Raw genomic sequence first — 20,628 nt, forward strand, 5'->3', positions numbered from 1 at the left:
GGAATGGAAGTGCTGAGTGCGCGGGCTAGTACTGGTGGCGGAAACTGATCAGCGCCGCCGTAATAGCCACATTGAGACTTTCCACACCGTTCTGCATGGGAATGCGCAGCCGGTGTGTGCAGACATTCTCCACCGCAGTGCTGACTCCATGCGTTTCGTTGCCAAGCACAAAAATCGTGGGTTTTTCGTCGCCGATGGTGCGCAGCGTGTCTTTCGCGTGGGATGACAGGGCGCACACCCGGGCGCCTTTGATCGCAAACTTTTCCAGCACGGGTGCCAGTTGGTCGCAGCGCAGAATCCGGGTCTTGAACAGGGTGCCGACGCTGGCCTTGATCACCAGCGGGTCTACCTGGGCGCATCCTTTGCGGGGGAGAATGATCCCATCAATCCCGCCGGCACAGGCAGAGCGGATGATCATCCCCAAATTCTGCGGATTGGTGATGCCGTCCAGCGCCAGCAGCTCAAAAGGTTTTTGCTGCGGTGTCTCCAGGAAGGTTTCCGCGCTGCCGTAGTGGGGCAGTGCCAGATCCAGTGCTACGCCCTGATCCTGTCGCGCGTTTTTGGATATCCGTGACAGGCCCTTGCGATCCCAGTGCGCGATTTCGATGTTACGCGCGCTGGCCAGTTGCTCGATACGGGTAATCAGCTGGTCTTTGCGGTTGCTGTCCGCCAGATGCAGCTTGTGCACTGGCAGGTTGTGGTCTTCCAGTGCTTCCAGGACGGGCTTGCGGCCGTAAATGGTCAGCAGGCTGTCGAAAAAAGCTCGTTTCTTGAGGTATTCAGGAGAATCATTCACGGGTTTGTTCATCGAAAAGTGTGTGTAATTTCTGTGCGGTATCGGCGTTCAGGCCGGCTTTTTGCGCAAGTGGCAGGGCAGCTTTGCCCAGTAGCCGGTAGGCGTCTGCAAGCGTCGGGGGCGTTATCGGCGGCGCCGATTCGGTCAACTGTGACAGGGCGTCCAGTTGGCGGGCAACGGTGCGTATATCGCCCCGTACCAGCGGGCCGGTCAGCGCCTTTTGCGGGCCGAGGGCGATATTGTTCTGGGCCGTTTTTACCACAATCGGCCCCAGCAATTGTCGCGCGGTGTTTTCATCAATGCCGGCGGCGGAAAATGTCCGCAGGCTGAGGTCCAAGAGCACTGTCAGATAATTGCAGGCCATGACCGACCCCGCGTGATACAGCACCTTTTGTTCGGGGGTGAGGGTAATGCAGCTGCATTCCAGATTGGCGAACGCCTCCTCCAGCAGGCTTCGGGCGCTGGCGTCCCCCTCGAGTGCGACGTAACTCCCGGGCAAGTCGTGTAGCGAGCGCGCGGGATCGGCAAAACTGTGCACCGGGTGTGCGCTGGCAATACGCGCGGGTAAACAGTCCGTCAGCACACTGGAAGCCATGGCGCCGCTGCAGTGAAAAACGACCGGGGTGGGCGTGGGGGTGGACGTCGGGGAGGGCGTGTTGGCACCGGCGTGTTGCGGGAGCCGCTGCAGATGCGCGGCGAGCGCCTGGGCAGCTACTTCGATATGGTCGTCGGGTACGGCGATCAGCCAGAAGTCCGCGGGGGCCATAGCGCCAATTTCGGTAGCGGCGGAGCCAGCGCCGATGAACGCCACCGCTTCCCGGGCGCTGGCCAGACTGCGGTTGCATATGCCCCCAACCCGAAAGACCTGGCGCTCGTGCCACAAGCGACCGAGGGTGCGGCCGAGGTTGCCCGCGCCAATGATGTTCAGTGAATGCAACTACTTGCCCGCCAGGCAGTGGACGTAGGCGGCCACCGCGTTGGAAAGCCCCATATTGATGGCATCCACGGTTAGCGCATGGCCGATGGAAACTTCCTGCAGGCCGGGGAGCGTGCGATAGCGGGGCAGGTTGATCAGGTTGAGGTCGTGCCCGGCATTGATACCCAGACCCAGGTGCTGCGCGTGTTCTGCGGCCGCACAGTGGGCGGCGAAAATGGCTTCCAGATCAGGGCTCTGATGGGCAACCGCTTCCGCATAAGGGCCGGTATACAACTCAATGCGATCCGCGCCCACTTCCTTGGCCAGGCCGATCTGGGTTTTGTCCGGGTCCATAAACAGGCTGACGCGGATACCCGCGTCGCGCAGCTGCTGAATGATGGGTTCAAGACGGGTGCCATCTTTATGCAGGTCAAAGCCGTGATCGGAAGTCAGCTGGTCATTGCTGTCCGGCACCAGCGTGCACTGCTGTGGCCGGGTTTCCAGCACCAGTGGCAACAGGCCGGGGTAGCTCCCCTGGGGGCCGGCGAATGGATTACCCTCGACATTGAACTCGATTTGGCGCGCGGCACACAGGCTGGAGAGGTCGCGCACATCGTGGGGGCGGATGTGTCGCTGATCCGGGCGAGGATGCACGGTGATGCCGTCGGCGCCAGCGTCCAGGCAGGTACGGGCATGCGCCACGACATCGGGGAAGTTGCCTTCACGGGAGTTGCGAATCAGGGCGATTTTGTTGAGATTGACGCTAAGAGCAATCACTGGCCGTTGTCTCCAACTGTGGTCTGGGGTTGGCTATCGCTGTCAGCGCTGGCAGTTGCGTCACTGTCTTTGCGCTGAGCTTTCAGTATACGCACCGGTGTGTTCGGGGCATCGCGAAAGGCTTTGTGCTGGCCGCGAGGCTCTGCAGCGATCTGCTGTACCACGCTCATGCCCAGCAACACTTTTCCGAACACGGTGTAGCCGGGTTTGTCTGCGCTGCCATCCAGGCGACTGTTGTCCACCAGATTGATGAAGAACTGCGCGGTGGCACTGTCCGGGTCATTGGTGCGCGCCATGGAAATCGTGCCGCGCTCATTAGAAAGGCCGTTGTTGGATTCGTTGACGACCGGATCGCGGGTAGGTTTCTCCTGGAAATCGAACGTGAACCCGCCGCCCTGGGCCATAAAGCCCGGGATTACCCGGTGAAAAATGGTGCCGTTATAGAAGCCGCTGTCGACGTAAGCGAGAAAATTTTCCACCGTCTCCGGCGCCTTGTCGGCGTAAAGCACCAGCTCGATGGTGCCGAGGTCGGTTTCCAGCTCTACGCGGGGGTTGTTACTGATCGCCAGAGCAAAGTGCGAAAAACACATCAGCAGGGCGGTGATCAACAAATTGAACTTGGCGGTGCGCTTCATACGGTGGTCTCTGGTTATCTTTTTTCTAAAACGAAAAAGCCCGGTCTGTGACCGGGCCAATCTGGTGTCTCATACAAAATGCCGGTTACGAAATTCTAACCGTTGCCCCTGTTGTGGGAAACCAGTCTGTCAGTTTGCCCACTCGGAATGACGCTTGCGTGGCCGGAAGTGGGGGGCTGCCATGGCAAGGATGGCACCCATCAAAACAGAAAGGGCACCATACATATACCACTTGTGGGTCTCGCTGCCCGATAGGCGCTGGATTTCAGCCTGGCTCATGGCCTGTTTCTGTTTCAGTAATTCGTGCTGGTGCAGCAGCTTCTGGTGGCGCTGGTTCAGTGCCACGGCGTCCGAGGAGAGCGACTTGAGCTCCTTCAGTTCCTTGGCCAGTGCCGTGGCGCGCTCCTGTTCCGCTTTCAGGGCGGTGGTCAGTTTGGTATTGGTATCTTCCAGCCGGCGCACCTCACCGCCCAGGTTGCCCTGCAGGCTTTCGATATGCTGCAGGCGCGCTTCTGCCTGGGCCAGCTTCAGCTTGGCCACGGGCTCCTCTTCCAGGTACTGACGGCGCACCCAGCCCTCTTCACCGCCCGGGGTGCGGACCTGAGCCCAGCCGGTGTCCGGGGAGTCTTGCAGCAGGGTGAGCTTGGTGCCGCTGGGCAGCCCACGGTGCAAAATACGGAATTCGTTACCCTGGCCGGAACGCATGGGAACGTGCAGCTCATCGGTAATGTAGCGCTCGGAACTGATCGCTTGGCTGTGACTGGCCGCGACGGCAATCAGGGTGGCGGCAAGGGTGCTGAATAACTTTTTCATGGTCTGGAATAAATCGGATCTAAATTTTTTCGTGCGTGAAAGCGTTCGGGACTACTTTCTGGGCGGCGCGGATCCGGAGATCAGGGCAGCACCAGCTTGTAGGGCTTGACGGTCACTGCTGAGTAGACGCCGGCTTCCATGTAGGGGTCGGCATCTGCCCAGGCTTTGGCAGCGTCCAGGGATGGGAACTCAGCCACCACCAGGCTGCCGGTAAAACCGGCTTCACCCGGGTCTTCGCTGTCGATGGCCGGGTGTGGCCCGGCAATCAGTAGGCGCCCCTGGTCCTTGAGTGCATTCAGGCGAGCAATGTGCTCGGGCCGGGCGGATTTGCGCAGGGGTAAGCTGTTTTCCACATCCTGGCTGATAATGGCGTACCACATAATTAATTTCTGTTTCCTGAGTTCCGTTTTTATCAATTGGCTGCGTTTTTTGCCGCAGGCACTTTTATTGCTGTACCAAAATCTCTTCGAGCTTCAGTCCGGTGAGCTTGCCGATGCGGCGAAACAGGAACACCAGCACCAGCATCAGGATGATGGTGGCCGGAAGCGCAATTACCGGGAAGCTGAGCGCGGTCATTTTACCGAGCTCTTCGTTGAAGGCCGCGGTGCCGGGCGGGCTCTTGAGTAACACTTCGGCAAGAATGTAATTGAGTGTCGATGAAAGAAAGAAGGAGCCGGCGATCATCCACGAGGCCTGCTGCAGGGTGCGGTCAAACGCGGATTCGTTGCCTTTGGCGCTCAGGGCGCGGGTGACCTTGCCGGTGTCGAGGATCCGGTCGTTGTAGATCAGGGTGCGCACCAGCGGCCAGCGGGTGTACAGGCTGCAAATGGTGGCGACGCCCAGCAGGCCGGGAATAGCCGCTTCTTTAATGGCAATGTATTTTGCATCCAGCTCCAGCAGGCTGATGCCGCCGGTCAGCAGGATACTGACGATTCCGAGCGCGGAGAAGAAGTTGACCTTGCCGGAGCGCAGCAAGTCGCGCAGCCCGTAACCGAAGGGAAACGCCAGCGCCACCACAATGGCCCACTTGGTGCCCAGCCAGTCATCGCCAGACAGCTTGGTCAGGATCAGGGTGGGAATGATGATATTGAGTGCCAGGTTGGCCAGCAGGCTCTCTTTCTTGGGAGCCTGATTCGCCGCCGCCAGCTCGTCGGAGGTGGCGGCGTGGCCGGTATTGCTCTGGTTGGTATCGGTCATGGTCTGTTCCGGTGATAATGCCCGCTGGCTGACGTACAGCTGTCAGCGGCGAAAGTGGATCCCCGTTCGCGGGGGCTTATCCCTGAAACCGGTGGGCCGGTCTGGCGCTTGAGGGCCGGTGAAGGCCACACCCTGTGTCTGGCGCCCTAACATTGTTGGGACAGCGCAGCGGTACAGAGGTTCCGTCCTGAGTGGCACCTGCTTGCACGATGCTCGCCGCTTTTTCCAGCTTTGGCCCGTATATGGGAACAGAGTTTTAAAACTCACCGCTACTCAACAACGAAGTTTAAGTATGGCCTCAACTGCCCCTGAAAAAACACCGGCTGCTCGCCCTTGGCTGACTGCGGAAGCGCTTGCCGGTCAGATCGACCTGCACTGCCACAGCTCAGCGTCGGACGGTATTTTAAGCCCTGCGGCGCTGGTGTCGAGGGCGAAATCCTCCGGTGTGACATTATTGGCGCTAACCGACCACGATACCGTTGCGGGGATAGCGGAGGCGCGGGAGGAGGCCGACCGTCAGGGGCTGGCTCTGATGCCGGGGATTGAGCTCACCGCACGCTGGGGCCGGCGGGTGGTGCACATTGTGGGGTTAAATGTTGACTGTGAAGCCACGGCGCTCCAAAGCGCGATTGCCGTGCGCGACGATTTGCGCCAGGCGCGGGCGGTTCAGATTGCCGAGCGGCTGGAAAAACGTGGATTTAGTGGTGCCTACGAGGGTGCAAGCGCACTGGCAAACGGCGCCGTGATCGGGCGGCCGCATTTTGCCCGCTGGATGGTGGACGCCGGGCATGTGAGCGATACGGCAAAGGCCTTCAAGCGCTATCTGGGAGCCGGAAAGATCGGTGATGTCATCGTGCCCTGGCCCGAACTCGCGGAAACGCTGGCCAGTATCCGCGCGAGTGGCGGCGCCTCGGTGCTGGCACACCCGCTGAAATACGGCCTGACCCGGACCCGGTTGCAGGCGCTGCTGACTGACTTCAAACGCGCCGGTGGCGATGCGGTAGAGCTGGTGTGCGGTCAGCAAAACCCCGTGCAGACTCGCGAGATCCAATCGCTGGTGGCGCGAGTGGATGCGGCAAGTGGGGTGGATGGGAACGTGGAGAGGCCCCTGTTAGCATCGCTGGGCAGTGACTTCCATCAGCCTGATCAGTCCTGGCGAGCGCTGGGTAGTGTGCGCCTGCCTGCAGGTGTTGAGCCGGTGTGGGGCTTGTGGCGTGGTCAGGGGACTGACCGCTAAGTACAGTTCTCCAGCACGATGGGCGTGGCTGAAGGATGGATAGCTGCCAGGCAGCGGGTGTTTGTGGCAAACTGGCGGCATTCAGGTCCAAGGGATTTTGGACGTTTCTCTTTTGTCTTCAGGGGGTCGCAGTGGCGCAGTTCTTCCAGATTCACCCGGATAATCCTCAGTCTCGCCTGATTACCCAGGCGGCCGACATTATTTCCGCCGGTGGTGTCATCGTATTTCCGACTGACTCGGCCTATGCCATTGGCTGTCGGTTGGGGGACAAGCTGGCGCTGGAGCGCATACGCGCCCTGCGCCAGCTGGATAAAAATCACAATTTCACCCTGATGTGCCGGGATCTGTCCGAGCTGGCCAGTTATGCCAAAGTGGACAACCAGATGTTTCGCCTGTTGAAGAACCATACCCCCGGGCCCTACACATTCATCATGCCGGCCACCTCCGAGGTGCCGCGCCGCCTGTTGCATCCGAAGCGCAAGACCATTGGTTTGCGGGTTCCGGATAACGCCATTGTGCAGGGATTGATCGCCGAGCTGGGCGAGCCCCTGATGAGCTGCAGCCTTATCATGCCCGGTGACGAGCAGCCGCTTACCGACCCCTACGATATCCGCGAAACCCTGGAACATCAGGTTGAGCTGGTAATCGACGGCGGCTTCTGCGGCCTGGAAGCCACGACGGTGGTCGATCTCACCGGCGATTCGGCAGTACTGGTGCGTCAGGGCTGCGGTGCGATTGATGAAATTCTCGGCTGACACTGATGTATAATCGCCCGTTTGGTTTTGCCGAAGGACTGCAGTGTGTCCAGTGAAGAAGTAGAAGAAGCAATCGCGGTCGCCCCGGCTGAGGCTGGTGGTGTTGACGATGCCGTGGGTGAAACCCTTTCCGGCCCTGGTGAGGCCGTTGTCGAGACGGAACACGCGGAGGCCGGGAACGGAACCGAAGCGCCACCAGAAAGCGATGCCGCCGCGCCGCAAAGCCCGGCCGAGTCCCCGGGAGCTCAGGGGCCTCGCCAGGGCGAAATGCCGTTTGCCATGGTGGAAGGCAAGGCGTTTACCGATCTCCCGAGCGATCTGTATATCCCACCGGACGCGCTGGAAGTCATTCTGGAGGCTTTCGAAGGCCCCCTCGACCTGCTGCTGTATCTGATTCGCCGGCAAAACCTCGATATCCTCGAGATCAATGTTGCGGATATCACCCGCCAGTACATGACCTACGTGGACATGATGACCGCTATCCGCTTCGAGCTGGCGGCAGAATATCTGGTGATGGCGGCCATGCTGGCCGAGATCAAGTCGCGCATGTTGCTACCGCGCCCACCGGAGGCCGAAGAAGAGGAGGGCGAAGACCCTCGCGCCGCATTGATCCGGCGCCTGCAGGAATACGAGCGCTTTAAAACGGCCGCGGAAGATGTCGATGCGCTGCCGCGTATGGGCCGCGAAATCCATCAGGCCAGCGCCGCGGGCCCTGATCGCAAGCTTACCCGCCCAGAGCCGGAAGTAGACCTGAAAGAAGTGCTGGTGGCGCTCGCCGATGTGCTGCGTCGCGCGGACATGTTTGAGAGCCATCAGGTAGAGAAAGAAAAGCTCTCCACCCGCGAGCGTATGACCCAGGTGCTGGACAAGATCCGCCACCGCCAGTTTGTGCCCTTTGTCAGCCTGTTCCGTGCCGAAGAGGGGCGGTTGGGCGTAGTGGTTACCTTCCTCGCCGTCATGGAACTCGTCAAAGAGTCCCTGCTGGAACTGGTGCAGAACGATCCCTTTGGCCCGATTCACGTGCGTGCCCGTGGCGAGGTAGAGCAGTCATCCGATGATGAAGCAGGCGATGAAGGGCGCGCGGACGCGGAAATCGAGGATGTCGCAGGTGACGATGCAGGCGTTGATGGCGCCGCCGGCCCTGATGACTTTTTAGCGGCTGAAGGCACGGCCGACGTTGAAACATCCGCTACGTCGGCAGCGGATAGCGAACAAGAACCCGAAGCTGAACCAGCCCCGTCGCTGTTTAGCCAATAGTAAGTGAACGCAATTAGATGACTATTGCCCCGGAACTACTGCGCCGGATTGTTGAAGGCGCATTGCTGGCAGCGGCACAGCCGCTGTCAGAAGACCGCTTGCTCGGCCTGATCGAGGAGGGCGAGCGCCCTGAAAAGGCCGTGCTGCGTGAAGCACTTGAGCAGATCGCGGAGAACTGCGCAGAGCGTGGTTTTGAACTCAAGCAGGTTGCCAGCGGCTGGCGATTCCAGGTGCCGGAGGACCTCGCGCCCTGGGTAAACAAACTCTGGGAAGAAAAGCCCCAGAAGTATTCCCGTGCCACTCTGGAGACCCTCGCGATTATTGCCTATCGCCAGCCGATTACGCGCGGTGATATCGAGGAAATTCGCGGTGTAGCGGTGAGTTCACATATCGTGAAAAGCCTTTCGGAACGCAGTTGGATCAAAGTGGTTGGGCATCGTGACGTACCGGGCAAGCCGGCGCTGTATGCCACTACCAGAGAGTTTCTCGACTACTTCAATCTCAAGAGCCTGGATGACCTGCCGACACTGGCAGAAATTCGCGATATCGACAGCCTGAATGCGGCACTCGACCTCGGTGAGGGCGCGGCTCCAGCCGAGCCGGCTGAAGCCGAGGGTGCAGAAGGAATAGAGGGAACAGAGATAGCAGAAAACGGCAGTCAGGCCGCGGATGCGGCAGCCGCCGAGGATCTGGCGAGTGAGGGTGAAGCGGAGCAGCTTTCAGACGAAGAAATCGACGAGGCAGATCGCGGCGAATCCCCTGACGCAGAAGCAGAAAACGTTCAGCAGCCCGCAGTAGAAGGCTACGCTGAAGAAGCGGAAGACCTGCAAGCCGATCTCGCCCCATCACACGACCCAGTCGGCGAGGATTCTGAGGCTACTGCGGAAAGCCAGCAAATCGAGGCAGACCTGCAACCCATAGACCAGGACCAACCTCTGCCGGAGCAGCCGGATGAAACGGCAGCCGCAGAGGACTCACCCGAGCAGCAATGCAGCGATGAAGATGAAAACAAATCCCCGGAAAACCTCAATTCATGAGTAATGACGCAGCGCCAGCGGGCGAAAAACTGCAAAAAGTGTTGGCTCGCGCGGGCCTTGGTTCGCGCCGGGAAATGGAGCGTGCTATCGAAGCAGGGCGGGTCACCGTCAATGGTGAAGTCGCCGGATTGGGCGAGCGGGTCACCGACGATGATCTCGTGGAATTTGATGGCAAGCGCTTGCCGGGTGGTGAAGAAAACCGCCTGCGCGTTATTTTGTACAACAAGCCGATCGGCGAAATCTGTTCCCGTCACGACCCGGAAGGGCGCCCCACGGTCTACGATCGGTTGCCGCGCCTGAAGAGCGGTCGCTGGATTTCTGTGGGCCGCCTGGACTTCAATACCAGCGGGTTGCTGCTGTTCACCAATAGCGGTGAGCTGGCCAACAAGCTGATGCATCCGTCTTCTGTGATCGACCGCGAGTACCTGGTGCGTATCCAGGGGCAGGTGGACGATGAAATGAAGAAACGTCTCACCAAAGGTGTGTTGCTGGATGATGGCCAGGCGCGCTTCACCGACATTGTGGAAAGTGGCGGCGAAGGCACCAACCGCTGGTTCTACTGTGTTGTGATGGAAGGGCGCAACCGTGAAGTGCGTCGCCTGTGGGAGTCCCAGGGTGTGCGGGTGAGCCGTCTGAAGCGCGTGCGCTATGGCAGTGTGTTTATCCCGTCACATGTGCGGGTCGGCCAATGGGTTGAAATGGAGCCGAAGGAAATTGATGACCTATGTGTGACTGCCGGGCTGCCGAAGCTGGGGCAGCGGCCACTGACTCAGGCGGAAAAAGAAACTCTGCAGCGCCAGCGGCGCAAACTGCGTAAATCGCCAGCACCGGCAAGTGCCAGGGCGCCGGTCAAAAGTGCGTCTGGCAAATCCGTTGCGGCAACGAGTAGCGCAGGTAAAAGTACTGCGGCGAAGGCGGGGGCTGCCAAGGCCGCTCACGAAAAGGAACCCCGGGGGCGCAAAGACCTGCGTGGCAACGAGCCACGAGGTAAGGAAGCTCGTGGGAAGGATACACGCGCGAAGGATACACGCGCGAAGGATACACGTGGAAAAGCTCCGGCGAAGAAAAACAGCGTGAAGCCGTCTCGTCGAGGGCGTTAGTTTTCAGGCGTTTCGTGCGGCAATAAAAAAGGCAGCTTAGGCTGCCTTTTTTGTGTCTGAAATTTCCCGCGGTAGGTGTACTCGGGGGCTCAGGGTTGTTCTTCCCGATCGAAGTCTTCCAGCGCATCCCCATCGGTGTCTGGCTGTTCAATGTCATCGCCCTCGATGATCTGGTTTTCCATATCCGGGTCGACATTTTCAGGTTCGAGTGTGCCGGGTTCAGCGGGGGTCGGTGCAGGTATAGAGGTATCGGGCCCATCCTGGCCGGTATTGCCGGCTTCTTTTTCCACCACCGTTTTCAGTTTCTGCAAACCCTGCTGATAAGACTGTCCGACCATTCGGGACACCAGTAACCCCATCCAGCGAGCAATGGGGCTGCCGCCCATTTCTGAAGAGAAAGACCAGGTCACATTGGTACCACTGCCCTGTGGTTGCAGGGTGAACTCGGCCTTGGCCTGTCCCTGAGAGCCAAAATCCAGATCGGTGGCAACCCGGGAGTAGGGTTCACTGGCGGTGATCGTCTGGGATCCGTTGCCGACATTGGGGTCGTCGCTGGTCCACTTCATCACTGCGCCATTGCCCTCCGGGAATCCTTCGTAGGTATATTGGGTGCCAGGGTCGATATGGTGCCAGGGGGACCACTTGTTGAAATTGCGGAAATTGTTCAGGTAGGGGAATACCACTTGTGGTGGCTCAGCGATGTAGACGCTGCGTTCGGTGGTTGCTACGCGTGGAAATAAAAAGCCGGCGAGTACCAGCAGGGCGATCAATATAAGAATGTACAGTAACCAGCGCACGATGGATTCCCCCAGTCAGTTCCGTGAATGCCGCCTGCTGCAGGCGGCATTCTGTGTTCCGCCCTCATCATCGAAGGCGGCAGCGAGTACATCGGTGTTCTGCGAGTGTACTGGTTGGTGTGATCGTTCGCCAGCAGCGCTGTTTTAAAGCACGGCGTTTTGCCGGGCACCTCAAAAGGTGTTGTCGAGCAGTGGTAAGGTCATGCGAATCCCCAGGCCCGCGTTAGGAACATTGAAAGCTTCAATTGCCCCGTGGTGCTGGGCAACGGTGCGCTGGGCGATGGCCAGCCCGAGGCCAAAGCCGCCGCTTTCACGGCTGCGGGCTTCATCGGTGCGGTAGAAGGGCCGAAAGATGGCCTGTAACTCGGAATCGGGTACGCCGTTGCCGGAGTCGGTAACCTGGATACTGCACTGGCCCTCACTGTGCGCGATCTCCACCGCGATACGGCCACCCTCCTCACTGTACTTGATGGCATTGCGCAGAATATTTTCTAGGGCGGCGGTGAGCGAGCTGCCGCGGGTGGCTACCAGTAGTTCGAGATCGTCGCTGCGGGTATCGAAACGCACGTTTTTTTCACGGGCTTCGTCTTTCAGGTCGTCAGTCAGTGCGGCGAGTAGGCCATTGATTTCCACAACGTCATCCAGAGGGCGCTCATCACTGCCACTCACCGGCAGCGACAGTATGTCTGCGATGATGTCTTCGAGGTAATCCGCGGCCTTGCCGATTTTGTCCAGCTCCGGGTCCAGCGCTTGTACATTTTTCTGGCGCGCGATACCCAGGGCTACCTGCAGGCGCGCCAGCGGAGAGCGGAGTTCGTGGGACACATCCTTGATCAGCCGGCGTTGTTCGCCCATGGATTCCTGAAGTTGGGATGTCATGGAATCGAAATCCGCCGCCAGCTCGCCCAGCTCCCGGCCGTGACCGCGCAAGGTGGGAGCGACCCGGTAGCTCAGGTCTCCGGCGGCCACCCGACGAGTGGCAACCCGCAGATTGTCGAGGGGCTTGCTCAGGTAGCGGGCCAGCCAATAACAGGCGAGCCCCGAGGCCAGGGTGGCGAGTACCAGAATTGGCCAGAAGCTACGCAGGATGAAGCGCAGTAACAGCTCGCCCTCGCTTTTGCCGGCAATGAAGACCACCCGAAGATGGTCGGTGCCGCGCTGGGGTACGAAAAAGGCCACGCTGGGTTTTTTATCCACCAGGCCGTGGGCCTCGCGATTGCGATAATTGAGCGCGCCGAACAGCGGGGCCATGGATGGAGGAATAGGGCGCGCGAGGATTTCCGCCCCGCTGCGGTCGATGGCAAAGATCCTGTTGCGCACGTCGTCTGGCTGGCGCTCCAGCCAGTGACGGAAGTGTTCGGTACCGTGGCGGCGGGTCATGCGTAGGTTGCGGGTAATTTCACGGAACAGTGCCGGACCTTCCCAGCGATCTTGCTGTGCCGGATCCCCAAACTCGCGGATGTGGGTAATATAAACGGCGGCCAGCACCATAATCACCGCGGTAAGCCAGGCCCCAAAAAAGATTCGCCCAAACAGACTGCTCATCACCCGTCCTTAATGCCCCTGGCTGCGCGTGAGCATATATCCGGCCCCGCGGATGTTGATGATCAAGTCGCGGCTAGCACCCTGCTCGGCGAGTTTCTTGCGGATGTTACTGACGTGGACATCAATGGAACGATCGTAGGGCATCAACTTCCGCCCCAGCGCCTGTTCGGTGAGAACTTCCTTACTGACCACTTCACCAGCGCTTTCTACTAGCACCCGGAGTACGGAAAATTCTGCACCGGTCAGGCCGACGCTCTGGTCATCCCAGAAGCACTGATGCTCCCGGGGCAGAAGGCGCAGGGGGCCACTGGTGAGATTGTCGTCATCTGCCTCTACGGCAGTGCGCCCACGTCGCAGAATGGCGCGCAACCGTGCGGCCAGCTCGCGGGGGTTGCAGGGTTTGGGTAAATAGTCGTCGGCCCCCATTTCCAGGCCGACGATGCGGTCTACCGTGTCGCCCTTGGCGGTCAACATGACCACCGGCAGCGAGTGCCCCGGGTTACCGGCATCCTCACGCAGCTTTCGCAGCACCTCGAAGCCGTTGTGCACGGGCAGCATCACGTCCAGCACCAGGGCATCGAAGGGCTGGCTGCGGGCCAGCTCAAGACCGCGGCCGCCATCATTGGCTACGGTGACTTCAAAGCCCTCCCCAACAAGAAACTCTTGCAGCAGCTCTGTCAGTTCGGTGTCGTCGTCGACCAGCAGGATATGGCTCATAGGTGTGCGGTTATCCGGTTACTTTGAATTACGTGCGAGTGTGTAGGAGTTGGTGCCCTGGAAGAATTATATGCGCAGGGCCAGCGGTTTTCGGGGAAAGGTTTTGCGTGTTTTACCGTTCTTAACAAATGTTTACCGCCGTTATCCCCTGTTTACAGAGCGTGAGCCTAGTATGCATCTATCGACTCGGAAAACACGTGCCGCGAGTTGCTAAACGGATAGCGCAGCAACACGGCAAAGCAATCGCCAAAACACTGGTTGAAATAAGGGATACCGGCGGCCGGTATCGTCAATCGGCATCACTTGAGGAAACACGTATGAACAAATGGAAAGCACTGGCAGGCAGCCTGGTCCTGGGCACTGCCCTCAGCACTTCAGGCATGGTATTGGCCTCTCCAGAGGCCGGCGAGGGACATCGCGGTCACAAAGCGCATCACGGCGGTGGCCACCATCGGGAGAGAATGTTCGAGCGCATGGCCGAAGAGCTGCAGTTGACCGAGGGCCAGAAGGCGCAGCTGAAGGCAGACCGCGAGGCTACCAAAGAGCAGCACAAGGCCCAGCGCCAGGCGGCGCGTGAAGCCCGCAGTCAGCTGCGTGAGGCCGTCGAGGCAGGGGCCGATCAGGCTACGCTCGACGCACTTGGCGCGAAAATCGGCCAGCTCGAAGTCCAGAAAGTGCAGCGCATGCATCAGAGACGCATGCAGTTGGAGTCCATTCTGACCGACGAGCAGCGGGCAAAACTGGCGGAACTGCAGGCCGAGCGCAAGGCTCACCGTGAGAAGCGCATGGAACGCTGGAAGAAAGACGAAGGTTAACCCTCCAACCCCCAGACCATCCGATCGGCTCGCTGGCGTTTACCCCAACTGCTGGTGGGCTATACCTGACGCCCCGTCTCGTACGGGGCTTTTTTGTGTGGGATGCCGTGAGCCCGGCCTGCACCTTGCTGTACCCGGCTATTGTTGGGAAAATGCCGCCCCATCGGGCGCGGTATCGCTCCCGGCAACCTGCCGCGGTCGATTTGGATTCGCGGGAGCATCTGGCAGTTGAGGAGAAGCAGTGAGCAAGATCGGCCTGTTTTACGGTAGTGACGAAGGTAACACCGAAGGCATCGCCCAGCGTATCGCCGCGCGCCTGGGAGAGGAGCGGGTGGATATTCACGATATTGCCGACGTGACCCAGTTGGAGATTGGTGAGTATGACCAACTGATTTTTGGGATTCCCACCTGGGACTTTGGCCAGATTCAGTCCGACTGGGAGGACTTCTGGGAAGACGTGCAGGAAATCGACTTCACTGGTAAAACCGTGGCGTTGTTTGGCCTCGGCGACCAGTTTGGTTACGGTGATTACTTCCTCGATGCCATGGGCATGCTGCACGATGTGATTGTGGCCAACGGTGCTGCGATCATTGGCCACTGGCCAACTTCAGGTTACGAGTATGAAGCTTCCAAGGCAGAAGTGCCGGGGCAGAATATTTTTGTAGGCCTTGCCATCGACGAAGACCAGCAGGAGGAGCTTACGGGCGCCCGACTGAATGACTGGTGTGAGCAGATTGCGGAAGAATTTGGGCTGGAAGGCGGCGCTGAAAGCGTCGTGCGGCTAGAGGACTGATTACCGATGCCGCACACTGATTCCCTGACGCTGCAGGATTTTTGGCCCTGGCTGGCCGATCACTGCAATTGCATTCTTCGCGCCGGCACGCCGGATTCCATTCTGTACGACGACGATGATTTTCATTGGCGCTTTACCGAAGAAAACGCCACCACATTGCTGGTGCAGTTGGTGCGGGGCAAGCGCTATATCGGCGAAGTTTTTATCGAGTCTGGCCTGGTCAGCTCTGTACGCATGACGCGCGGGGAGAAAGGCGAAGTGATCTTTGACCTGATGGCTGAAGCCGATGGCGAGGAGCAGGTACTATACTACTTCGTCATGGCGCATGGCTTCGATGAGCCGGAACCGCCGGCACCGGTCACCCGCCACGGCAGGTTGCACTGACTTTAGGCATAGTAAAATAAAAAACGCGGCTTGTTGGCCGCGTTTTTTATGGGGGTTCTTATTCGGGTGCCTGTTGGTCTTTTCTAGCGGGCCAGAAGTCCTGCCAGAATCTTGCGGTACATATCTTTAACCAAATCGAGATCCTCCGCTTTCACGCATTCATCTACCTTGTGAATGGTGGCGTTTACCGGGCCGAGCTCTACGACCTGTGCGCCGGTGGGGGCGATAAAGCGGCCGTCGGAGGTGCCGCCGGCCGTGGACAGTTCGGTTTCGCGGCCGGTGACTGTGCGGATGGCCTTCTGCGCGGACTCCACCAGTGGGCCCTCTGCGGTGAGGAAGGGTTGGCCGGACAGGTTAAAGTCGGCTTGGTACTTCAGGCCGTGTTTATCGAAAATTGCGCGGGCGCGGCTCTCCAGCTGCTCGGCGGTGGTTTCGGTGGAGAAGCGCCAGTTGCACACGACTTTCACATCGCCGGGAATCACATTGGTGGCTCCGGTGCCGCCATTGATATTGGAGACCTGAAAGCTGGTGGCGGGGAAGAAATCGTTGCCCTGATCCCATTCCTCAGCGGCCAGTTCGGCCAGTGCGGGCGCCAGCTTGTGTACCGGATTTTCCGCCAGGTGCGGGTAGGCGACATGGCCCTGAATGCCGAACACCGTAAGTTCGAGGCCCAGTGAACCGCGGCGCCCGTTTTTGATGACGTCGCCGGCGAGGGTGGTACTGGAAGGCTCGCCCACCAGGCACCAGTCGATTTTCTCTCCCCGCTCTTCCAGCCATTCGACCACTTTCACGGTGCCGTGTTTGGCCGGGCCTTCTTCGTCGCTGGTAATCAGAAACGCGATACGGCCTTTGTGATCTGGATGCGCGGCAACAAACTCTTCGCAGGCGACGACCATCGCGGCCAGTGAGCCCTTCATATCCGCGGCGCCACGGCCATAGAGCATGCCGTCTACGATTTGTGGTTCAAACGGTGGGTATTTCCAGTTTGCTTCCGGGCCGGTTGGCACCACGTCGGTGTGGCCGGCGAAAGCAAACAGTGGGCCCTCTTCGCCGCGCACGGACCAGAAGTTATCGGTATCACCGAAGCGCAGGCGTTCGGTCTTGAACCCGATTTTTTCCAGGCGTTCGAGCATTAATTCCATACAGCCAGCGTCTTCTGGAGTTACGGATCTTTTACTTATCAGGTCGCAGGTAAGCTTTATTGTCGGGGTCATTGTGGTGTCTTTTGGCTCCGTGGTTTTGGGAGCACTGTTCCTATTTTGTGGCGGCCCGGCTGGCGGTGACTCCTTGCGAGACACGGACTAGGCGTCCCCCCTCAACCCATCCATGGGGGCTCTTCCGCGAGGTCCCTCTCGCGGACAAAGCATTCGCTTTGGACGCCGAAGGCGCCCGCAGCTCATCAACGTCTAGCAAGGAGTTACCGCCAGCCAGGCCTGTATTTCTAACTTTTATGCATTGAACTAGATCAGCTGGTTGCCCGATGCTGTAATTCGAAGTGCAAAATGTTGACTGAAGGCGAAGCACCGGGTGGAGCCTTTCGGAACCGTCGGTGCCATGGATGGCACCGCCGGAGCGTACAGGGATGTATTCACAGCGATTCCGAAAGGCTCCACCCGGTGATTTGCCGCTACGAGGGTCAAAAAAACGGACCCGGTAGCGTCGAAAAAATCAGTTGCTATGCAGCTCAGCGTTCAACTCGACGGCACTTTTGTTGGTCAAACACTCGACCGCACCAGTGGCAGAGTTGCGGCGGAACAACAGGTCTGACTTGCCAGCGAGGTCGCGCGCTTTTACGGACTCTGCCACTTCGCCTTTGTCGTCGAGCACAGAAACTTTAGTGCCGGAGGTGATGTACAGACCGGACTCAACGGTGCAGCGATCGCCCAGCGGGATACCGGTGCCGGCGTTGGCGCCCAGCAGGCAGCCATCGCCCAGGGAAATTACGATATTGCCACCACCGGACAGGGTGCCCATGGTGGAGCTGCCACCGCCCAGATCAGAGCCGGCACCCACGAATACGCCAGCAGAGATGCGGCCTTCGATCATGCCCGGGCCTTCAGTACCTGCGTTAAAGTTAACAAACCCCTCGTGCATGATAGTGGTGCCTTCGCCCAGGTAAGCACCCAGGCGAACACGAGCGGTGTGTGCGATACGCACGCCGGTGGGTACCACGTAGTTGGTCATTTTCGGGAACTTGTCCACGCAGGACACTTCCAGCAACTCACCCTTCAAGCGCGCTTCCAGCTGACGCTGGGGCAGTTCTGCCAGATCGATTGCCCCCTGGTTGGTCCAGGCAACGTTTGCCAGCTGGCCAAAAATACCGTCCAGTTTGGTGCCGTGCGGCTTTACCAGGCGGTGAGACAGCAGGTGTAGCTTCAGGTAGGACTCGGGTACAGACTGTGGCGCGTCATCGCTGTGCAAGACGACCGCCACCAGCGGACGCTGGCTGCCGGCAAACTGGCGCAGAATCTCGGCCTGCTCATTGGCGCCGGCGCTTTCCAGCTGTTCGGCAAGCGGTTGTAACTGCGCCTGCTCCAGTGCCACAGCGACATTGCCGCCTTCAATGTTCAGCGTCCCGGTAACTGCACTGGCAACCGCGTCTGCCGGGTTCAGCAGAGGTTGTGGGAAGTAGACTTCGAGCCACTCGCCCTTGCTGTTGCAGGTGCCGACGCCAAAGCCGATGCTGTATACGTTGCTCATGATGGTTTCCTTTTCCTGAGTCTGATTCTTTTCACATAGTCGAGATTACGGTGACTGGGGACTGCGCTACTCGACGAAGCGGGCGTAGTCATCGGCCTTGAAGCCGAACAGGGTGTTTTCACCCCGGGCCATGACCGGGCGTTTGATCAGGGTGGGCGTTTCGCTGGCCAGAGACTCGGCACTACCGTTGTCCATTGCGTTTTTTTGCGCGTCGCTCAGCGCACGCCAGCTGGTGGAGCGCCGATTCAATACCTGTTCCCAGCCGAATTCCTGCAGCCATTGCTGCAGGGGAACATCACTCATGCCGTCTTCGCGGAAGTCGTGAAAGCGGTACGCCACATCGTTCTGCTCGAGCCACTTGCGCGCTTTTTTTACGGTGTCGCAATTCTTGATGCCGTAAAGGGTAATCATGGAATTTCCTGTCTCTGTTTGATCGTCCTGAGGACGGGCTCAGGCTTTGTTGATTTTTTTCGGGTGTTTGCGCGCAGGGTAACAGGTGGTGCAAATTTCACACACGGTACCATCGCAGCCCCGTGCGCTACAGTATTCGCGTCCGTAGAAAATGATCTGCAAGTGCAGTTTGTTCCACTTTTCCTTGGGGAATAAGCGCTTCAGGTCTTTCTCAGTCTGCACCACATTTTTTCCTGAGGTGAGCCCCCAGCGCTGGGCCAGACGGTGGATGTGGGTGTCCACCGGAAATGCCGGGTGGCCGAAGGCCTGCGCCATCACCACGCTTGCGGTCTTGTGGCCAACACCGGGAAGGGTTTCCAGTGCTGCCATATTCTCCGGTACCTGGCCGTGGTATTCGTTGACCAGAATTTCCGAGAGTTTCTGGATGGCCTTCGATTTCTGCGGCGACAGTCCGCAAGGGCGGATGACTTCGCGGATCTTCTCTACCGGTACTTTGGCCATATCGTACGGGTTGTCTGCCAGTGCCCACAGGGCCGGCGTAATCTGGTTTACCCGTTCGTCGGTGCATTGTGCCGACAGCAGTACCGCCACCAGCAGGGAGTAGGCGTCGAAGTGGTCCAGCGGGACCGGCGTTTCCGGGTAGAGCTCTTCCAGCCGGTTGAGCACGTAGTCCACGCGCTCTTTTTTTAACAGATTCTTTGCGGTCATTGTCGATTCGTTTGCGGGGTGCGCTTAACGGCAGAACTGCTTGATGCGTTTTGCCCCTTCGATACATTCATCCAGGGTGGCGACCAGGGCCATACGGACATATTCCGTGCCCGGGTTTACCCCGTTGGCCTCGCGGGCCAGGTAGGCACCGGGGAGGACGGTAATATGTTGTTGGCGGAACAGCTCGCGGGCAAATGCCTCGCCATCGCCCACGCGGGGCCACAGGTAAAAACTCGCTTCGGGTTTCTGCACATCCAGACAGCCGTCGAGAATGTCCAGTACGGCATCGAATTTCTGTCGGTATAGTGCGCGGTTTTCCTTCACGTGCTGCTCGTCTTGCCAGGCGGCGATGGAGGCGTACTGGGTTGGCACCGGCATGGCGCAGCCGTGATAGGTGCGGTAGAGCAGGAATTTTTCCAGAACCTCAGCATCGCCCGCGACAAAGCCTGACCGCAGGCCCGGCAGGTTGGAGCGCTTTGACAGGCTGTGAAACACAACGCAGCGGCGGTAGTCGTCGCGGCCCAGCTCCGCACAGGCCTGTAGCAGGCCTGCGGGCGGGCTGGTCTCATCGAAATAGAGTTCCGAGTAGCACTCGTCAGACGCGATGGTGAACTGGTAGCGATCGGCCAGGGCAATCAGGCGCTTCAGGTCGTCCATGTCCAGCAGGGCGCCGGTGGGGTTGCCCGGCGTGCACAGGTACAGCAGTTCGCACTGCTGCCAGACAGTTTCAGGGACCGCGTCAAAGTCTGGCTTGAAGCCGGTTTCGGCACTGCAATTGATGAAGTGTGGCGTGGCGCCCGCCAGCAGCGCGGCGCCCTCGTATATCTGGTAGAAGGGATTGGGCATCAGTACCCTGGCACCGGGCGATACCACCGCCTGCGCGAACGCAAACAGCGCTTCGCGGGTTCCGTTGACCGGAATGACCTGGCTGGCCGCGTCGACGTGATCCAGCTGAAAGCGCTGGCATAGCCAGCGGGCTATGGTTTCGCGCAGTGCATCCAGCCCCTTGGTGAGAGGGTAGGCTGAGAGCTTGTCCAGATTGTCGATCAGCTCGTCGCGCACAAAGGCCGGCGGGGTGTGTTTGGGTTCGCCGATTGACAGCGCGATATGGCTGAGTGCCGCCGGCGGTTCCAGCCCCTCCTTGAGTGTCGCCAGTTTGGCGAAAGGGTAGGGCTGTAGCTGTTGCAAATTCGGGTTCATGTTGTTGGTCTGTATACAAAGCTATTCGGGGCTGCGGC

At 59.4% G+C, this 20,628-nt stretch carries 21 protein-coding genes and 2 pseudogenes; 8 read left to right on the forward strand and 15 right to left on the reverse strand.

What is annotated here, in order from left to right:
* Positions 1-25: 25 nt before the first annotated feature.
* The 7 genes from JF535_RS09580 to JF535_RS09610 all read right to left on the reverse strand — a co-directional run bounded on the left by JF535_RS09580 (position 26) and on the right by JF535_RS09610 (position 5,134).
* Positions 26-796, reverse strand: a complete 771-nt coding sequence (locus JF535_RS09580) for a TrmH family RNA methyltransferase (protein ID WP_207001555.1) — start codon at positions 794-796, stop codon at positions 26-28.
* Positions 789-1,733: a Rossmann-like and DUF2520 domain-containing protein gene (locus JF535_RS09585; RefSeq protein ID WP_207001557.1), complete on the reverse strand. Its 945-nt coding sequence runs from the start codon at positions 1,731-1,733 to the stop codon at positions 789-791. Before JF535_RS09585 ends, JF535_RS09580 begins: the two co-directional genes overlap by 8 nt.
* Positions 1,734-2,489 carry a pyridoxine 5'-phosphate synthase gene (locus JF535_RS09590; protein WP_207001559.1) on the reverse strand — a complete coding sequence of 252 codons (756 nt, stop codon included), beginning with the start codon at positions 2,487-2,489 and terminating at the stop codon, positions 1,734-1,736.
* Positions 2,486-3,079, reverse strand: coding sequence for a peptidylprolyl isomerase (locus JF535_RS09595; RefSeq protein ID WP_242523940.1), 594 nt, complete (start codon positions 3,077-3,079; stop codon positions 2,486-2,488). Before JF535_RS09595 ends, JF535_RS09590 begins: the two co-directional genes overlap by 4 nt.
* A 174-nt stretch (positions 3,080-3,253) precedes the next feature.
* Positions 3,254-3,937 carry a TIGR04211 family SH3 domain-containing protein gene (locus JF535_RS09600; RefSeq protein ID WP_207001563.1) on the reverse strand — a complete coding sequence of 228 codons (684 nt, stop codon included), beginning with the start codon at positions 3,935-3,937 and terminating at the stop codon, positions 3,254-3,256.
* 80 nt (positions 3,938-4,017) lie between these two features.
* The gene (locus JF535_RS09605; protein WP_207001565.1) at positions 4,018-4,317 is read right to left on the reverse strand and encodes a YciI family protein; all 300 of its coding nucleotides are present in this window, start codon (positions 4,315-4,317) and stop codon (positions 4,018-4,020) included.
* Positions 4,318-4,381: 64 nt separating this feature from the next.
* A complete protein-coding gene (locus tag JF535_RS09610) occupies positions 4,382-5,134 on the reverse strand; it encodes a VC0807 family protein (RefSeq protein ID WP_207001573.1) in 753 nt (250 codons plus the stop codon).
* 292 nt (positions 5,135-5,426) lie between these two features.
* Between JF535_RS09610 and JF535_RS09615 the strand changes: the two genes are divergently transcribed.
* From JF535_RS09615 to rluB, 5 genes and pseudogenes are all read left to right on the forward strand, one after another.
* On the forward strand, positions 5,427-6,371 hold the full coding sequence (locus JF535_RS09615) for a PHP domain-containing protein (RefSeq protein WP_207001575.1): 945 nt from the start codon (positions 5,427-5,429) through the stop codon (positions 6,369-6,371).
* 131 nt (positions 6,372-6,502) lie between these two features.
* Positions 6,503-7,126: an L-threonylcarbamoyladenylate synthase gene (locus JF535_RS09620; RefSeq protein WP_207001577.1), complete on the forward strand. Its 624-nt coding sequence runs from the start codon at positions 6,503-6,505 to the stop codon at positions 7,124-7,126.
* 114 nt (positions 7,127-7,240) lie between these two features.
* A pseudogene (locus tag JF535_RS09625) lies at positions 7,241-8,164 on the forward strand (segregation and condensation protein A); the annotation flags it as partial.
* Between the two features lie 236 nt (positions 8,165-8,400).
* Positions 8,401-9,420 carry an SMC-Scp complex subunit ScpB gene (gene scpB / locus JF535_RS09630; RefSeq protein ID WP_207001579.1) on the forward strand — a complete coding sequence of 340 codons (1,020 nt, stop codon included), beginning with the start codon at positions 8,401-8,403 and terminating at the stop codon, positions 9,418-9,420.
* A pseudogene (gene rluB / locus JF535_RS09635) lies at positions 9,417-10,262 on the forward strand (23S rRNA pseudouridine(2605) synthase RluB); the annotation flags it as partial. The gene scpB and the pseudogene rluB, both read left to right, overlap by 4 nt.
* Before the next feature lie 347 nt (positions 10,263-10,609).
* Here the strand turns inward: rluB and JF535_RS09640 are convergent.
* The 3 genes from JF535_RS09640 to JF535_RS09650 all read right to left on the reverse strand — a co-directional run bounded on the left by JF535_RS09640 (position 10,610) and on the right by JF535_RS09650 (position 13,579).
* Entirely contained in the window at positions 10,610-11,317 is a 708-nt protein-coding gene (locus JF535_RS09640) for an SRPBCC family protein (protein WP_207001580.1), read from the reverse strand.
* Between the two features lie 171 nt (positions 11,318-11,488).
* The gene (locus JF535_RS09645; protein WP_207001582.1) at positions 11,489-12,862 is read right to left on the reverse strand and encodes an ATP-binding protein; all 1,374 of its coding nucleotides are present in this window, start codon (positions 12,860-12,862) and stop codon (positions 11,489-11,491) included.
* Positions 12,863-12,871: 9 nt separating this feature from the next.
* Positions 12,872-13,579, reverse strand: a complete 708-nt coding sequence (locus tag JF535_RS09650) for a response regulator transcription factor (protein WP_207001585.1) — start codon at positions 13,577-13,579, stop codon at positions 12,872-12,874.
* Positions 13,580-13,896: 317 nt separating this feature from the next.
* On the opposite strand from JF535_RS09650, the gene JF535_RS09655 reads away from it, so the two are divergent.
* The 3 genes from JF535_RS09655 to JF535_RS09665 all read left to right on the forward strand — a co-directional run bounded on the left by JF535_RS09655 (position 13,897) and on the right by JF535_RS09665 (position 15,571).
* Entirely contained in the window at positions 13,897-14,394 is a 498-nt protein-coding gene (locus JF535_RS09655) for a Spy/CpxP family protein refolding chaperone (RefSeq protein WP_207001587.1), read from the forward strand.
* Between the two features lie 241 nt (positions 14,395-14,635).
* Entirely contained in the window at positions 14,636-15,187 is a 552-nt protein-coding gene (locus JF535_RS09660; RefSeq protein ID WP_207001589.1) for a flavodoxin, read from the forward strand.
* Between the two features lie 6 nt (positions 15,188-15,193).
* The gene (locus JF535_RS09665; protein WP_207001591.1) at positions 15,194-15,571 is read left to right on the forward strand and encodes a hypothetical protein; all 378 of its coding nucleotides are present in this window, start codon (positions 15,194-15,196) and stop codon (positions 15,569-15,571) included.
* A gap of 83 nt (positions 15,572-15,654) precedes the next feature.
* On the opposite strand, the gene dapE is transcribed toward JF535_RS09665, so the two are convergent.
* The 5 genes from dapE to dapC all read right to left on the reverse strand — a co-directional run bounded on the left by dapE (position 15,655) and on the right by dapC (position 20,590).
* Complete coding sequence (dapE, locus tag JF535_RS09670) at positions 15,655-16,785, reverse strand: succinyl-diaminopimelate desuccinylase (protein ID WP_207001599.1); 1,131 nt, start codon at positions 16,783-16,785, stop codon at positions 15,655-15,657.
* 454 nt (positions 16,786-17,239) lie between these two features.
* Entirely contained in the window at positions 17,240-18,271 is a 1,032-nt protein-coding gene (gene dapD / locus JF535_RS09675) for a 2,3,4,5-tetrahydropyridine-2,6-dicarboxylate N-succinyltransferase (protein WP_207001601.1), read from the reverse strand.
* Between the two features lie 66 nt (positions 18,272-18,337).
* A complete protein-coding gene (locus JF535_RS09680) occupies positions 18,338-18,682 on the reverse strand; it encodes an ArsC family reductase (protein ID WP_207001602.1) in 345 nt (114 codons plus the stop codon).
* Between the two features lie 39 nt (positions 18,683-18,721).
* Entirely contained in the window at positions 18,722-19,390 is a 669-nt protein-coding gene (gene nth, locus JF535_RS09685; RefSeq protein ID WP_242523780.1) for an endonuclease III, read from the reverse strand.
* Between the two features lie 24 nt (positions 19,391-19,414).
* Positions 19,415-20,590: a succinyldiaminopimelate transaminase gene (gene dapC, locus JF535_RS09690; RefSeq protein WP_207001604.1), complete on the reverse strand. Its 1,176-nt coding sequence runs from the start codon at positions 20,588-20,590 to the stop codon at positions 19,415-19,417.
* Positions 20,591-20,628 lie beyond the last annotated feature (38 nt).

It is taken from the genome of Microbulbifer salipaludis (assembly GCF_017303155.1).
GTDB classification, from domain to species: domain Bacteria; phylum Pseudomonadota; class Gammaproteobacteria; order Pseudomonadales; family Cellvibrionaceae; genus Microbulbifer; species Microbulbifer salipaludis.